Source organism: Streptomyces sp. NPDC005791, from assembly GCF_042871485.1.
Taxonomy (GTDB): Bacteria; Actinomycetota; Actinomycetes; order Streptomycetales; family Streptomycetaceae; genus Streptomyces.
In genome coordinates this window covers 55,646-69,681 of sequence record NZ_JBIAIP010000022.1, presented here as the reverse complement: position 1 = coordinate 69,681, position 14,036 = coordinate 55,646, and the positions used below count along the sequence as shown (strand labels likewise).

Below are 14,036 nucleotides of genomic sequence, written 5' to 3'. Positions count from 1 at the left end.
TGTGGTGTGTTCCTAGACAGCTCCACCACATCGGAGGTCTTCGCCATGTTCAAGACCCGAGACTGTCAACAACGCTCGTGATCAATACACCTAGGACCGGTCTCACGGATCGAGATCGTCCGCCGCGCGCTCGTCGAAGACCCGCATGGCCTTCGCCGTCACGGGTCCGGGTGCTCCGGGCAGTACCCGCCCGTCGACCCGGTGGACGGCCTGGATGTCGCGGAGCGTGGAGGTCAGGAAGATCTCGTCGGCTCGCTCGAGCACGTCCAGCGGGAGGTCGGTCTCCAGCGCGCCCGTCCACTCCACGGCCAGGGCGCGAGTGATTCCCGCGAGGCATCCCGAGGTGACGGGCGGCGTGTGGATCTGCCCGTCGAGGACGACGAAGACGTTGGATCCGGTGCCCTCGCAGAGCTGTCCCACCGTGTTGGGGAAGAGCGCCTCCGAGGCGCCCCGCTCATGGGCGCGCGCGAGAGCGACGACGTTCTCGGCGTACGAGGTGGTCTTGAGTCCGGTCACCGCGCCGCGTTCGTTGCGCGTCCAGGGAACGGTGACGACGGCCGTGCTGTCGGGGCGGCGGGTCGCCTCGCCCAGGGCGACGACCAGGCTGGGTCCGGCGTCGCCGCGGTCGGAGCCGAGCGGGGAGAGACCACCGGTGAAGGTGATCCGGAGCCGGCCGAGCTCCATGGGACCCGCCTCGATGACGGCCGCCACGGCGCGGCGGACCTCGTCGTGATCGGGGTCGGCCAGGCCCAGACCCCTGGCCGAGCGCGTCAGCCGGTCGAGGTGCCGGGTCAGGGCGAAGGGGCGGCCCCCGGCGACCCGGACCGTCTCGAAGACGCCGTCCCCCACGGTCAGTCCGTGGTCGAGCACGGACAGCCGCGCGTCATCGGCATCGTGCAGCTCGCCGTTGACCCAGATCCTCATGACGTGGTCCTTCCTGTCTCCTCGTAGGCGCCCGACGCTACAGCGAGCAGCCGGGAGGCCTTGAGCTCGGTCTCCGCCCATTCGCGCGCCGGGTCGGACCCCCAGGTGATGCCGGCCCCGGTGCCGAAGCGGAGGAGCGGGGTGGATCCGGTGCGGTCGATCCAGAAGGTACGTATGCCGACGGCCATGTCCGCGGTGCCCCGGTCGGCGTCCACCCATCCGACCGCTCCGCAGTACGGGCCACGGGGCGCCGTCTCCAGGGCGTCGATGATCCGCAGCGCGCTCGACTTGGGCGCCCCGGTGACGGAGCCGGGCGGAAACGCCGCGTTGAGCAGCTCGGGCCATCCCGCACCGTCCGCTAGGCGTCCGCGCACGGTGGAGACGAGGTGGACGAGGCCCGGGTGCTTCTCCACGGCGCAGAGGTCCGGGACGCTCACGCTGCCGGGCGCGCAGACGCGTCCCAGGTCGTTGCGGACCAGGTCGACGATCATCACGTTCTCGGCGTGGTCCTTCTCCAGCAGATCGGCCTCGGTGCGGCCGGTGCCCTTGATCGGCCCGGACTCGACGGTCCGGCCGTCGCGTGCCAGAAAGAGTTCGGGGGAGGCGGTGGCGATCTCCACGCCGTGCGCCGGGAGCCGGATCGTTCCGGCGTACGGGGCCGGGTTGCCCCGGGCGAGCAGGGCGGTGAGGGCGTCCACATCGGCTGCTTCGGCCTGCGGGCCGGGCAGCGGCGCGGACAGGACCCGGCAGAGGTTGGCCTGGTAGACCTCACCCGCCGCGATGTGTTCACGGATCCGTCGCACGCCGGCCATGTAGGCGTCCTCGTCGAGTGAGGACGCCCAGTCGTCCGGGCCGGGGCCCCGCCACGCCCCGGGCACGGGGAGGGGGACCTCTTCGGACCGTACGGTGTCGAAGCGGGCACAGACCAGGCCGCCTTCGAAGTCGGCACATACCGCCCAGAAGCCGGATGATTCAAGAGCCGCGGGATCGCTGGTGACGTCCCGCAGGCCGGATGCGACGAGGCCGCCGAAACGGGCGAGTGGGGTGAGATCGTGCACGTGACCGAGTCTAGAGCGGCAGGCGGTGACCTGCTGCGGACGGCAGTGGCAGCAGCACGCTGCGCAAACGCGTTTTTGTGCTGGCCCGGGAATCCGCTAGAGTTCAACACGTCGCCGGGTCGCGCAAGCGGACCGGGAAAGACAAGCGGACGTAGCTCAGTTGGTAGAGCGCAACCTTGCCAAGGTTGAGGTCGCCAGTTCGAACCTGGTCGTCCGCTCGCAGAAGGTGGGGGATCTTCCCGAACCCCCGCCCCTGGTGGAGTGGCCGAGAGGCGAGGCAACGGCCTGCAAAGCCGTCTACACGGGTTCAAATCCCGTCTCCACCTCCAAGGACGATTAGCTCAGCGGGAGAGCACTTCCCTGACACGGAAGGGGTCACTGGTTCAATCCCAGTATCGTCCACCGGTCCGCAAGGACCCCCGCGCGATTAGCTCAGCGGGAGAGCGCTTCCCTGACACGGAAGAGGTCACTGGTTCAATCCCAGTATCGCGCACGCAGTACACGCAGGTCACCCTGCGCGATTAGCTCAGCGGGAGAGCGCTTCCCTGACACGGAAGAGGTCACTGGTTCAATCCCAGTATCGCGCACCAGCCGAAACCCCCGGTCGTCTCCACGACCGGGGGTTTCGTCGTGTGCGGTGCGGGTCAGCCGGTGAAGAGCTGGGTGGCCTTGCGGACGAGCTCGTACAGGCCGTAGGTGAACGGTACGGCGACCCAGAGCCAGACGAACACCATGAGCGGCTTACGACTGCTGGTGGACACGGGGGCTCCCTTCCGGTGCCTCGTGGAAGCGTGCGTGGACCGGGCGGATGCACTCGTTGGCGACGAAACCGACGATCAGCAGCCCGATCATGATGGTCAGGGAGGTCGAGTAGAGGCTGGGGCCGCTGTGTCCGGCGCGCTCCCCCGCGTCCGCGACCCGGTTGACGATCAGCGGGCCGAGCACACCGGCCGTGGACCAGGCGGTCAGCAGACGGCCATGGATGGCTCCCACCTGGTACGTGCCGAAGAGATCCTTCAGGTAGGCCGGCGCGGTCGCGAACCCTCCGCCGTAGAAGGACAGGATCACGAGCGCGCAGCAGATGAAGAGCGGCTTGGAGTCGTTGCCCAGCTGGGCGATGATCACGTACATGAGCGCGCCGACGCCGAGGTAGACCCGGTACATGTTCTTACGGCCGATCAGGTCCGAGGTGGAGGACCACAGGAGGCGGCCTCCCATGTTGGCCAGCGAGAGCAGGGCGACGAAGCCCGCCGCCGCGGAGACCGAGACCGGGGTGGAGGTGTCCGCGAAGAAGTCCTGGATCATGGGAACGGCCTTCTCGAGGATGCCGATGCCCGCGGTGACGTTCATGCACAGGACGACCCACAGGCACCAGAACTGCGGTGTGCGCAGGGCGTTGCGGGCGGAGACCTGGGCGTTGGTGACAAGCCTGCGGGTCTCCTGCTTGGGCTGCCAGCCGTCGGGGAGCCAGCCTTCGGGCGGCACCCGCACGAGGAGGACTCCGAGTGCCATGAAGGCGGCGTAGACGACTCCGTGGACGAGGAAGGCAGTCGCGATGCCGGAACGGTCCGCGCCGAAGTTCTCCAGCATTCCGCTGGACCAGGGCGAGGCGATGAGGGCGCCGCCGCCGAACCCCATGATGGCGATGCCGGTCGCCATGCCGGGGCGGTCGGGGAACCACTTGATGAGGGTGGACACCGGAGAGATGTAACCGATGCCGAGACCTATGCCGCCGATGAAGCCGTAACCGAGGACGACGAGCCAGTACTGACCGGTGGCGGCGCCGAGCGCGGCGACGAGGAAGCCGGAGGAGAAGCAGACGAGCGAGACGAACATCGCCCAGCGTGGGCCGTTACGTTCGACGAGGGTGCCGCCGAACGCGGCGGAGAGGCCGAGCATGACGATGCCCAGCTGGAACGGGAGAGCACTTGCGGTGCCCGAGAGATCGAGGGCTGATTCGAGCGAGGGCTTGAACACGCTCCAGGCGTAGGCCTGTCCGATGGAGAGGTGTACGGCGAGCGCGGCGGGCGGTACGAGCCAGCGGCTCCACCCCGGGGGCGCGACAGTTCGGGACCTGTCGAGGAAGTTCATGATTCCGCACTCTAGGCATCAGCCATGGCCATGACTAGATCATGCAGAAAGTGCGTCGACCGCACGCAGGGCGGGTCCGGGCCTCGGCCCGGACCCGCCCTGCGTGCACTGCCCGTTCGGAGAACCGGTTCAGGAGCTGAACAGCATCCGGCCGAAGCCCTTCTGGCGGTGGTGGCCGCCGTGGTGACCGCCCTGGTGCGGTGCTCCCCAGGCCGGGGCCTGCGCGGCGGGATAGGCCTGCTGGGCGGGGTAGGCCTGGGGGGCGGGCGGCGCGGGCGGGGCCTGCTGTGCCCACTGCGCCTCCAGGCGGGTCAGGGACTCCAGCTCGCCGTAGTCCAGGAATATCCCCCGGCAGCCGCTGCACTGTTCGATCTGGACACCGTTGCGGTTGTACGTGTTCATCTGTGCGTGACACTTGGGGCACTGGAACATCGGGTGAACTCCTCACGTCGTGGCGACGTCACCGGACATCCATGCCCGGCGGCGCTCGCTTCACCCTACGACGCTCGTTCGGACACCAACTCGGGTGGGAGGGAGGCGATGCGGACACATGCGTCGATCATCAACTGTTCCACTTCATCCGGACTGCGGTCCTCCGCTGCGGACTTGGTCAGCGCCAGGGCCGCCGCCTGCACCGTGATCGCCCGCGCCGGGACGTCCAGCTCGGGCCACGGGTCCCCTTCGGTCCGCACGGCCGGGCCGCCGGCCGCCCGGTAGGCGCCGAGGAAGCGCTGCCAGGTCTCCGGCGGCAGCAGCCCGGCCGCGAACCAGGCGGCGGGCCGCGCCAGGTCCCACGCAGGATCGCCCAGGCCCGCGTCGTCGATGTCGATCAGCAGCCAGGGGCCGCCCTCCGCAGGGTGCCGCACGAGCTGACCCAGGTGCAGATCGCCGTGGCAGAGGAAGCCGTCCCGGTGCTCGGGCGTCGGGGACTCGGCACGGGCCCAGCCGGGCAGTCGGCGCCAGGCGGCCAGCACGGGGGCTGCCGCGGGGTCGCCCGGGCGGGCCGCCCACAGGCGCGCCACGGCCCGGGCCGCCTTGACGGGCCCGCGCATCGGCGGGAACGGCCGGGGAGGCGGGGTGCGGTGCAGCCGGGCCAGGAGGACGGCGGCCTCCTCCCAGGGCGCGGCGTCGGGATCCGAGGGGTCGACGGGCGCGCCGTACGGCCAGAGGCTCACGGTGCGCCCCTCGGCGCTGCCCGGCCCGTCCAGCCCCTCCGGTGCGGCGAGCGGCGGAAGCAGGATGCCCGCCAGCCGGGGAGAGGCGGCCAGGGACAGCCTGACCGCCAGGGCGGTGGCCTCCGAGTCGGGGGCATGGGCCTTCGCGACGACCGGACCGCTGCGGACCACCGTGCCGTCGGGCCGGTCGGCGAGTACTCGGGGCGGGGCGCATGCGCACGCAACCGCACCGGCGTGGGCGCCGGCGTGCGCGAGGTCACCCAGCGCGCGTACGACACGGGTGATGGTCATGGGTTCTGCTCCCGTGAGGCGATCGGCCGGCTCCGCGGCCGGCCACGGCGGTGATCGTACGCGGCCACTCCCGCAGGGGGCCGGACAGCGCGATGTCCGGCCAGCTCCCCAGCTGGCCGGACAAACGCTGCCGTCCGCCGCACCCCCGTCCCCACGGGGCTGTTGGCCGGATGTCCCGGTCCGGACCGCTCTTCCGGACCCGGGGCGCCGCTCAGCGCCCCAGCATCACGCCCACGGACGACGCCTGTGTGACCACTGCGTCCCAGCCGCCGAAGACGACGACCAGCAGGGCCGCCAGAGGAAGAACCATGGCGGTCGCCACCAGTGGGTGGCGCGTGCCCGACCGGCGTACGCCGAACGAGGCGTACGCCTTGCGTCCTCGCGTGCGGATCATCGTCCGCGTCGCCGTGTCCGCCATGGTTCCTCTCCTGACCTGTTCCGGAGCGGCAGGCGTCTGGCCTCGGGGGACGAGTTCCACGCCCGCCGCTTGACTGCAACATTACGGAGACGGAAGCCGTCCGGCGTCATGCCCGCGTACCGAATGCCTGGCCTCCCGGAGGATGAGCCGACCACCTCCGGCGTACTCCCCTGGGTGGAGAAGGTGTGCTGGTTGCGGCACCCGAGCCCTTAGGGGGCGTCCCCGACGCCGACGTCACCCGCGTGGGAGCGCTCGGAGGAGTCCTCCCGGGGGACCGGCTGTTCGACCAGGGCGAGCACCCTGGTGGCCATGAAGCGGGCAGTACGGACAACTGATCCACTTCGGGTGACTTCACTCACTTCCACCACCCCTCTGCGGACCGCTGTCTCCACCCGTCGGCCTGCTCTGGAGGCCACCACTTCGTACGTCCTGGTCGTGTCACCCGCGTCCACGACTATTTCCACACGATCGCCCTTCATTGATCCAATCCCCCTTCTGCGACGGTCTTTTGAGATCTCGCACGGGCCACGGCGCCTGGATCCCGGGCTCCTTGACCACGCTTCGATTCTCGCACCGGGCACTGACAATCGTTGGGCCGGCGAGGGCGCGGCCTCTGAGCGCGCCGCGCCACGGGTACGTAAGCTGTGCCTCGTCAGGCGGACCGGCAGCGGGGATGGGCAGACGATGGCGATGATGCGGCTCCGGCGCGAGGACCCGCGTGTCGTCGGCTCGTTCAGGCTGCACCGGCGGCTCGGCGCGGGCGGCATGGGCGTCGTCTACCTGGGTTCCGACCGCCGGGGCCAGCGCGTGGCGCTCAAGGTCATCCGGCCGGACCTGGCGGAGGATCAGGAGTTCCGCTCGCGCTTCGCGCGCGAGGTGTCCGCAGCCCGGAGGATCCGCGGCGGCTGCACGGCGCGCCTGGTGGCCGCCGATCTGGAGGCGGACCGCCCGTGGTTCGCGACGCAGTACGTGCCGGGCCCGTCGCTGCACGACAAGGTCATGGAGGAAGGTCCTCTGCCGGCCGCGGAGGTGGCCTCGATCGGGGCGGCACTGTCGGAGGGTCTGGTGGCGGTGCACGAGGCCGGTGTCGTCCACCGGGACCTCAAGCCGTCCAACATCCTCCTCTCCCCCAAGGGCCCCCGGATCATCGACTTCGGTATCGCATGGGCCACCGGGGCCAGCACGCTCACGCATGTCGGGACGGCCGTCGGCTCCCCCGGCTTCCTGGCGCCCGAACAGGTGCGCGGTGCGGCGGTGACGCCCGCGACGGACGTCTTCTCGCTGGGCGCCACCCTGGCGTACGCGGCGATGGCCGACTCACCCTTCGGGCACGGTAGTTCCGAGGTGATGCTCTACCGCGTGGTCCACGAGGAACCGCATCTGTTCGATGTGCACGACGCGCTCGCGCCACTCGTACGGGCGTGTCTGGCCAAGGACCCGGAGGAGCGGCCCAGTACCCTGCAGCTCTCCATGCGGCTCAAGGAGATCGCCGCGCGCGAGGCGCAGGGACTGCAGGAGCGTCGGCCGCCCGCGCAGCGGAGCGAACACGAGCTGGACCGGCCGACCGGTCGGCTGGAGGGGCCCTACACCGAACAGTCGATCCGGCGTGCGGTCGGAGGACCCGCTCAGGCGCCGCGCTCCCCGGGACGGCGTCCCGCGACCTCACGCCAGGCACCTCGCACCGGCGGGTCGCAGGCACGGCCGGTACGGGGCGGCCCGCGCTCGGGTCAGCAGCCGCTGGGGCCGAGGGGCACCAACGGCAGGCAGCCCTCCCGGGCCGGCGTCCGGACGACCTCTGCAGGCAAGGGCGGGAAGCGCAGGCCGGCCAATCCCCGGCTGTTGCGCCAGCGGCTCGTCGTCTTCGTCGTGGTGACGCTGCTGGTCGCGCTGGGCATCGCGGCCGCTCAGGGCTGCCAGGGCCCGGCACAGGGAATGGGCGGCGCACCGTCACAGACGTACGACGGGGCCGGGGTCCACCCGGCGCAGGAGGACAAGCGTTGAGGGCCTGGGTCGAGTTCCGCGCCGGGAGCCCGGCCGGGAACTCGGTGCGTCAGGCGGATGTGGCCCGGGTCGCGTAGAAGGCGACGGCGGAGGCCGCGGCTACGTTGAGCGAGTCGACCCCGGCGTCCATCGGGATGCGTACATGGGTGTCGGCCTCGGCGAGTGCCTCGGGAGTGAGGCCGTCGCCCTCCGTGCCGAAGACGAGCGCGAGCTTCTCGTGCCGTCGGGCGACGAGTTCGTCCAGGGTGATCGACCTGTCGCTGAGGCAGAGGGCTGCGGTGGTGAAGCCGGCCTCGCGCAGCAGGCGGACGTCCTCGGGCCAGGACGTCATGCGGGTCCACGGGACGTGGAAGACGGACCCCATCGAGACCTTGACGGCCCGCCGGTAGAGCGGGTCGGCGCAGCGCGGGGTGAGCAGGACGGCGTCGACGCCGAGTGCGGCCGCGTTACGGAAGGCCGCGCCGAGGTTGGCGTGGTCGACGATGTCCTCGAAGACGGCGACCCGCCGTACGCTCCCTCGCCCCGGGGCCAGCAGTGCGGCCGGGTCGGGGAGTGGCTCGCGCTGCATGGAGGCGAGGGCCCCGCGGTGCACGTGATAGCCGGTGACCCGCTCGGCGAGGGCAGGCGTCACCGCGTAGACCGGTGCCGTGGCCTCGTCGATCACATCGCGCATGACTTCGGTCCACTTGGCGGAGAGCAGCATGGACCGCATCTCGTACCCGGCGTTCGTGGCGCGCCGGATCACTTTCTCGCCCTCGGCGATGAACAGGCCTTCGGCGGGTTCTCGCCGACGCCGGAGCTCGACGTCGGTGAGACCGGTGTAGTCGGCCAGACGCGGGTCGTCCGGGTCGTCGACGGTGATGAGTTCAGCCACGGGTGCTACTGCCTTGTCGGGGGTATGGGGATGCGGAGGTGCGGGGCGGCCGGGTGTCCGGCCGCTCAGCCTCCGTTTCGGCCGGTCGGTTCCGTGCCGACGGCGACGACCGCGCCGATCACGATGACCGCCGGAGGCCGTACCTCTTCCGCGACGACCCGCTCCCCGACGTTCCCCAGGGTCGCGTCGACCCTGCGCTGGGCGGCCGTGGTGCCTTCCTGGACCAGGGCCACCGGGGTGTCGGGGGACTTGCCGTGGGCGATGAGGGCCTGGGAGATGGCGCCGATCTTGTCGACGGCCATCAGAAGGACCAGAGTGCCGCGCAGCTGCGCAAGGGCCTTCCAGTCGACCAGGGAACGAGGGTCGTCGGGCGCCACATGGCCGCTGACCACCGTGAACTCATGGGCGACACCCCGGTGGGTGACGGGGATCCCGGCTGCTCCCGGCACGGAGATCGAGCTGGAGATCCCTGGGACGACCGTACAGGCGATGCCTTCGGCGGCCAGCGCCTGTGCCTCCTCCATGCCTCGGCCGAAGACGAACGGGTCGCCGCCCTTCAGGCGGACCACGGACCTCCCTGCCTTGGCGTGGTCGATCAGCGCCTGGTTGATCGCCTCCTGCGCCATGTACCTGCCGTACGGGATCTTCGCGGCGTCGATCACCTCGACGTGCGGCGGGAGCTCGTCGAGGAGGTCGCGCGGGCCGAGCCGGTCGGCGATGACCACGTCGGCCTCCGCGAGGAGACGGCGGCCGCGAACCGTGATCAGGTCGGGGTCGCCGGGGCCGCCGCCCACCAGAGCGACGCCGGGGGCGCGGGTGCGGTGGTGCGGGGCGGCGACAGTGCCGTCGCGCAGCCCCTCCACGATCGCGTCCCGGACGGCGGCGGAGTGCCGGGGGTCGCGGCCCTGCGAGGTGGTGGTGAGGACGGCGACCGTGATGCCTTCGCTACGGCCGGTGGCCGGCGTCCAGGCGGTGGCCGCCTCCGCGTCGTCGCTCCGGACGCACCAGGTGCGGCTGCGCTCGGCTTCGGCGGACGCGGCGTCGTTGGCGGCGGCGTCGGACGACGCGACGAGGACGTACCAGGCGTCCGCGAGGTCCCCTTCCTGGTACCTCCGGCGCTCCCAGCGGATCTCACCGGTGTCGGCCATCGCCTCGACGGACGCGGTCGCAGACGGGGAGACCAGGGTGATGTCGGCCCCGGCAGCGATGAGGGCGGGCAGCCGACGCTGCGCGACCTGGCCACCACCGACGACGACGACGCGGCGCCCGTTCAGGCGCAGTCCGACGGGGTAGGCAGGGTGATCGTCATGCTCGGCCATGGTCGTGCGGGCTCCTCGTGCAGGGTGCGGTGTGCTGCGGGCCGCTGCGGCGGTGGAGCGGCGGTGACGTGGGCTGGGTGAGGCGGTGACGCGTGGGACCACGATACGGGGTGGTGGGAGCGGGGGCCGGGGCGGTGGCCGCGGGCTCGCGTCGACGCCCGTGGCGACTCTCGTCGCCCTGGGGGAGGGTCACCGCTCCGTTTTCCCCAGGGCAGGCCCCGGCCCGCCCCCAGGAGGCCGGGCGGTGCCCGGACGGGCCGGCCTGGCGCGTCCGGGCACCGCCCGGCGGCTACTTCTCCGTGACACCCGCGGAGTCGAACGTCGCCACCTCGTGCATCGCGCGGGCCGCGCTCTGCACGATGGGGAGCGCGAGCAGCGCACCCGTTCCCTCGCCGAGACGGAGGTCCAGGTCGACCAGCGGGCGCAGACCCAGCTTGTTGAGGGCGGCGACATGGCCGGGTTCCGCACTGCGGTGGCCCGCGATGCACGCGGCGAGCGCCTCGGGGGCGATCGCCCTGGCGACCAGTGCGGCGGCGCCGGCGCTGACGCCGTCCAGGATCACCGGTGTACGGAGTGAGGCGCCGCCCAGCAGGAAGCCCGCCATGGCGGCGTGCTCCAGGCCGCCGACCGCTGCCAGGACCCCGATCGGGTCGGCGGGGTCGGGCTGGTGCAGGCCCAGGGCACGGCGGACCACATCAACCTTGCGGGCGTGCATCTCGTCGTTGATCCCGGTGCCGCGGCCGGTCACCTCCGCCGGGTCCATGCCGGTGTAGACACAGATCAGCGCGGCCGACGCGGTGGTGTTGGCGATGCCCATCTCACCGGTGAGAAGCGCCTTGTTGCCGGCAGCGACCAGGTCGCGGGCGGTCTCGATGCCGACCTCGATCGCGGCGAGCACGTCCTCGCGGGTCATGGCCGGTCCGGTCGTGAAGTCGGCCGTGCCCGGGCGGACCTTGCGGGGCAGCAGCCCCGGGGCGGTCGGCAGATCGGCCGCGACGCCGACGTCGACGACGCAGACCTCGGCGCCGACCTGGACGGCGAAGGCGTTGCAGACGGCGCCGCCGCCGAGGAAGTTGGCGACCATCTGGCCGGTGACCTCCTGCGGCCACGCCGTGACGCCCTGGGCGTGCACCCCGTGGTCACCTGCGAAGATCCCGACGGCTGCGGGCTCCGGGATCGGCGGCGGACACATCCGTGAGAGCCCGGAGAGCTGAGCGGAGATGATCTCCAGCATGCCGAGCGCACCGGCGGGCTTCGTCATCCGCTTCTGGCGTTCCCAGGCCTGTCCGAGGGCCTTGGCGTCCAGAGGCCGGATGCTGGAGATCGTCTCCTGGAGGAGGTTGTGCGGCTCTTCACCGGGCAGGGCCCGGCGGCCGTACGTCTCCTCGTGGACGACCCAGGACAGCGGACGGCGCTTGGACCATCCCGCCTGCATGAGCTCGGGCTCCTCGGGGAACTCGTCGACGTAACCGACACAGAGGTAGGCGACGACCTCGAGGTGCTCGGGCAGGCCCAGCGCACGGACCATCTCGCGCTCGTCGAAGAAGCTGACCCAGCCGACGCCGAGGCCTTCGGCGCGGGCGGCGAGCCACAGGTTCTCCACGGCGAGCGCCGAGGAGTAGGGGGCCATCTGCGGCTGGGTGTGCCGGCCAAGGGTGTGGCGGCCGCCACGGGTGGGATCGGCGGTGACGACGATGTTCACCGGGGTGTCGAGGATGGCCTCGATCTTCAGTTCCTTGAACTGCTTGGCCCGGGCCTTGGGCAGCGACTGGGCGTAGGCCTCACGCTGACGCTGTGCCAGTTCGTGCATGGAACGACGCGTCTCCGCGGAACGGATGACGACGAAGTCCCAGGGCTGCGAATGGCCGACGCTCGGCGCGGTGTGTGCGGCCTCCAGGACGCGGAGGAGGACCTCGTTCGGGATGGGGTCGCCACGGAAGCCGTTGCGGATGTCGCGGCGTTCACGCATCACGCGCAGGACGGCCTCGCGCTCGGCGTCGTCGTAACCCGGGGCTGGAGGGGAGGCGGGGGCCTCCTCGGGCTCCGCTTCGGCTTCGGCCGGGGCCGTCGCCTCGGTGGCTTCGGTCCCTCCCGCCACCTCCACGAGCGGGCCTTCCTCGGGAGCCTCCTGGACGGGGGCCTGGGCCTCGGCTGCGGGAGCGGGGGCCGCGGCGGCGGGTGTTTCCGCCGTCAGGGGCTGTGCCTCCGGAACAACAGACTCCGGACTTACGGCTTCGGGGGCCTCGACCTCAGGGGCTTCGAATACAGAGGCCTCGATTTCAGAGACTGCGGATTCCGGAATCCCGGTTTCCGGCGTCCCGGTCACCTCCGGTCCGGCGCCGGGCTCCGCACCGGTAAGGGTCTGCGCCCCGGACGGCGGCACGGCAACGGGCTCGGGAGCCGGGTCGGGTTCCGCGGGGAGCTCGGGCCGGGCCTCGGGCACGTCCTCAGGCTGCGCCTCCGGCTGCTCGACGGTGACCGCCTCCGGTGCTCCCGAAGCCTCGGGCCCGGCCGGCAGGGACTCCTCCACGGGGGGCACGGGCTGCGGCTCGGGGTCGGCGGCCTGCTCCACCACGGGAATCGGCGCGAGCTGCGAAGCCGTCGGTACGGGATCTGCCACGAGCTCGAACTGTTCCACCGGCTCCGTCGGGGCCGCGGCCTCGGCGGTCGGGGTCTCGACGGCTGGGGTCTCTACGGGCGGGGTCTCTACGGGCGGGGTCTCTACGGGCGGGGTCTCTACGGGCGCCGCCTCGGCGGGGAGTTCGGCCGGCGCATCGACCGGTACGGTCTCAGGGACCTCGGCCAGGGCCTCCACAGGAGGCTCCTCGGCCGTCTCCGACGCGGGCTCCGCGGGAGCCTCCGGCAGCACGGCGGCCACCGGCTCCAGGGCGACCGTTTCTGCGGACGCGGCGGCCACATCAGGCGCAAGGGGCGCGACGTCCGCGGGCGCGGCGGGCGCGAAGGACTCGACGGGCTCAGCCGGTTCGAGGGGCGGCGCGGAAGCCTCGGCGGGCGCGACGACCGTCTCGGGCGCCGTGGCCGGCTCGGAGGCGACGGCCTGCTCCGGCTCCGCGGCCGGCTCGGACGGCGGACCCCACGCGGGCGCACCCTGCGGCGGGATCTCGCCCAACTGCGGGCCCGGCAGAGCGGCCGCGTCGTCCGCCGGGACGCCGAAGTGCTCAGGGCTCGTGGCCGGGGGTCCGGCGTGCCGTACGGGCATCGGGTTCTGCGGGCCGGCAGGCCCCCGGTCCGCGAGCGAGCGGACCACTCCCCCGGTCGGCGTTCCGCCGTAGGAGGGCGCCTCGGGGGACGCGGGACCTCGGTGCAACGGGCGCCGGGCGGGCGCCGCGGCGGCCGGGACCGGCGCGGGCGTGTGCGCCGGGAGCTGCTCGGGTGCGGCGGGAGCGTCGCTCCACGCGCCCTGGGATGCGGGCATCAGAAGGAGATCGTCGTCCTCGGCTGTGTGCTCGGAGGGCTCGAGGTAGGTGTAGGCGTCCGGGGCGGGGATGCCCGGCTGCTCCACCATGCCTGCGTTCTCCGGCAGTCCCTCGCCCGGGATCTGGCCGGTGTCAGTCATGCGTACCCCTCGCCCATCGTCAGTGCTCCTTCGCCCTTCGCCCGGGATGCCCGAACCACGGCACGCCGGTGCTCGTCAACAAGAACGAGCGGGCTCCCCGCGCGGCACGAAACGCGCGCGGAGGTATACATTCTCGCGGCCGTTCGCCGCCGCGACAGACAGTTCTGCCTCGGCTCGCTGTGGACTGCGCCACGTTGCGCGTCCCCCGGTGATGCCGTACCACATCGCGGACCAAAACGGTCCACTTTTCCGGACATTGACGAACGAACCGTCGAACGGCCGGGCGCGGTACAACAATCGGTCAGCCT

11 protein-coding genes and 5 tRNA genes are annotated in these 14,036 nt (G+C 71.9%); 6 read left to right on the top strand and 10 right to left on the bottom strand.

Annotated features, from left to right (window positions below):
• Positions 1-102 precede the first annotated feature (102 nt).
• Both ACFYSH_RS31360 and ACFYSH_RS31355 read right to left on the bottom strand, forming a co-directional pair.
• On the bottom strand, positions 103-924 hold the full coding sequence (locus ACFYSH_RS31360; RefSeq protein ID WP_388756952.1) for an aminotransferase class IV: 822 nt from the start codon (positions 922-924) through the stop codon (positions 103-105).
• Complete coding sequence (locus tag ACFYSH_RS31355) at positions 921-1,982, bottom strand: chorismate-binding protein (protein WP_388756949.1); 1,062 nt, start codon at positions 1,980-1,982, stop codon at positions 921-923. The genes ACFYSH_RS31360 and ACFYSH_RS31355 overlap by 4 nt, the downstream gene beginning before the upstream one ends.
• Positions 1,983-2,127: 145 nt before the next feature.
• Here ACFYSH_RS31355 and ACFYSH_RS31350 point away from each other — a divergent pair.
• From ACFYSH_RS31350 to ACFYSH_RS31330, 5 genes are all read left to right on the top strand, one after another.
• Positions 2,128-2,200 (top strand) — tRNA-Gly (locus tag ACFYSH_RS31350).
• A 37-nt stretch (positions 2,201-2,237) separates the two neighbouring features.
• Positions 2,238-2,311, top strand: a tRNA-Cys gene (locus tag ACFYSH_RS31345).
• A gap of 1 nt (position 2,312) precedes the next feature.
• Positions 2,313-2,384, top strand: a tRNA-Val gene (locus ACFYSH_RS31340).
• 19 nt (positions 2,385-2,403) lie between these two features.
• A tRNA-Val gene (locus tag ACFYSH_RS31335) sits at positions 2,404-2,475 on the top strand.
• A 22-nt stretch (positions 2,476-2,497) separates the two neighbouring features.
• Positions 2,498-2,572 (top strand) — tRNA-Val (locus ACFYSH_RS31330).
• Positions 2,573-2,723: 151 nt separating this feature from the next.
• Here the strand turns inward: ACFYSH_RS31330 and ACFYSH_RS31325 are convergent.
• The 5 genes from ACFYSH_RS31325 to ACFYSH_RS31305 all read right to left on the bottom strand — a co-directional run bounded on the left by ACFYSH_RS31325 (position 2,724) and on the right by ACFYSH_RS31305 (position 6,436).
• The gene (locus ACFYSH_RS31325; RefSeq protein WP_359469910.1) at positions 2,724-4,073 is read right to left on the bottom strand and encodes an OFA family MFS transporter; all 1,350 of its coding nucleotides are present in this window, start codon (positions 4,071-4,073) and stop codon (positions 2,724-2,726) included.
• Between the two features lie 129 nt (positions 4,074-4,202).
• Positions 4,203-4,505, bottom strand: coding sequence for a zf-TFIIB domain-containing protein (locus tag ACFYSH_RS31320; RefSeq protein ID WP_359469907.1), 303 nt, complete (start codon positions 4,503-4,505; stop codon positions 4,203-4,205).
• A 65-nt stretch (positions 4,506-4,570) separates the two neighbouring features.
• Positions 4,571-5,539, bottom strand: a complete 969-nt coding sequence (locus ACFYSH_RS31315) for an aminoglycoside phosphotransferase family protein (RefSeq protein ID WP_359469904.1) — start codon at positions 5,537-5,539, stop codon at positions 4,571-4,573.
• A gap of 211 nt (positions 5,540-5,750) precedes the next feature.
• Positions 5,751-5,957, bottom strand: a complete 207-nt coding sequence (locus tag ACFYSH_RS31310) for a hypothetical protein (RefSeq protein ID WP_359469901.1) — start codon at positions 5,955-5,957, stop codon at positions 5,751-5,753.
• 209 nt (positions 5,958-6,166) lie between these two features.
• Positions 6,167-6,436: a hypothetical protein gene (locus ACFYSH_RS31305; RefSeq protein WP_388756944.1), complete on the bottom strand. Its 270-nt coding sequence runs from the start codon at positions 6,434-6,436 to the stop codon at positions 6,167-6,169.
• 205 nt (positions 6,437-6,641) lie between these two features.
• Here ACFYSH_RS31305 and ACFYSH_RS31300 point away from each other — a divergent pair, with 205 nt between their 5' ends.
• Positions 6,642-7,958, top strand: a complete 1,317-nt coding sequence (locus ACFYSH_RS31300) for a protein kinase (protein ID WP_359469895.1) — start codon at positions 6,642-6,644, stop codon at positions 7,956-7,958.
• Positions 7,959-8,007: 49 nt separating this feature from the next.
• On the opposite strand, the gene ACFYSH_RS31295 is transcribed toward ACFYSH_RS31300, so the two are convergent.
• From ACFYSH_RS31295 to cobT, 3 genes are all read right to left on the bottom strand, one after another.
• The gene (locus tag ACFYSH_RS31295) at positions 8,008-8,832 is read right to left on the bottom strand and encodes an RNA methyltransferase (protein ID WP_359469892.1); all 825 of its coding nucleotides are present in this window, start codon (positions 8,830-8,832) and stop codon (positions 8,008-8,010) included.
• Between the two features lie 65 nt (positions 8,833-8,897).
• Complete coding sequence (gene cobA, locus ACFYSH_RS31290) at positions 8,898-10,151, bottom strand: uroporphyrinogen-III C-methyltransferase (protein ID WP_359469889.1); 1,254 nt, start codon at positions 10,149-10,151, stop codon at positions 8,898-8,900.
• Positions 10,152-10,440: 289 nt separating this feature from the next.
• A complete protein-coding gene (gene cobT / locus ACFYSH_RS31285; protein WP_388756940.1) occupies positions 10,441-13,728 on the bottom strand; it encodes a nicotinate-nucleotide--dimethylbenzimidazole phosphoribosyltransferase in 3,288 nt (1,095 codons plus the stop codon).
• Between the last annotated feature and the right edge of the window lie 308 nt (positions 13,729-14,036).